This window comes from Bianquea renquensis (genome assembly GCF_014384895.1).
GTDB classification, from domain to species: domain Bacteria; phylum Bacillota; class Clostridia; order Lachnospirales; family Bianqueaceae; genus Bianquea; species Bianquea renquensis.
In genome coordinates, this window is record NZ_JACRSQ010000101.1 from 1 (window position 1) to 863 (window position 863).

General features: G+C 58.4%; 1 pseudogene. It reads left to right on the forward strand.

Annotated elements, in window-relative coordinates:
* Positions 1 to 81: 81 nt before the first annotated feature.
* Positions 82 to 863: pseudogene (locus tag H8730_RS17435) on the forward strand (hypothetical protein); the annotation flags it as partial.

An 863-nucleotide genomic window follows, 5' to 3' on the forward strand; every position in this document is an offset into this window, starting at 1 on the left:
CCGTCCCGCGAAAAGCGCTTGCGAAGCGGGCTGAAAGCTGATATAATAAGATCCCAAACTTCATTCAGGAGCGTGATGTCCATGACCCCCTATGTCAATCCCTCTCAACTTCCCTCCCTCCTCTGGCAATCCTACCTCTATGTCGCCCACAATCTCGAGGCCGTCTCCCACTCCCTCGCCTCCTTGCCTCGAGGCCATATCGTCCACAAGACTCGTGGCTCCCACACCTACTACTACCGTCAGTTCTGGCAGGAGGGCAAACAAATCCAACAATACATCCGCCTCCGTGACCTGGAGGCCACACGCCAAGCACTCCGCGACCGCCAACAGCTCCTCTCCCAGCAGACAACCTGGCAAGCCATGCTCAAGACCATCGCGCGGGCGTTGCGCTGCTTCGACGTCGATGTCCAGAAGCGCATGGTCCAGCACACCGCCGAAGAATGGCTGCAGCGGGAGGACGCAGCGAAGAGGAAGCGAGCGGTGGAGGAAGCGAAAGCGAAGCCGTACGCGGAGAACTATCGGTATCTGGTGGCATTGCAAGAGGGATATGTGATGGTGGCGTCCAAGTCGGAGGCGCTGATCCTGCAGGAGCTGGTGGCATTAGGAGTGCCGGTGGAATACGAGCCGACGATCGAGATCGAGGGGAGGACGTACAAAGGAGACTTCCGGGTAAGAAACAAGAACCATGAGGAGATAGAGTACTACTGGGAGCATCTGGGGATGCTGAAGGACGCGAGCTATCGCAAGAGGTGGAAGGAGAAGGAGGAGGCGTACCGTCGAGCAGGGATCGAGGAAGGGAGGAACCTGCTGGTGACGCGGGACGAGGAGGACGGAGGGGTGGACATGGTGAGAATCCACAACAT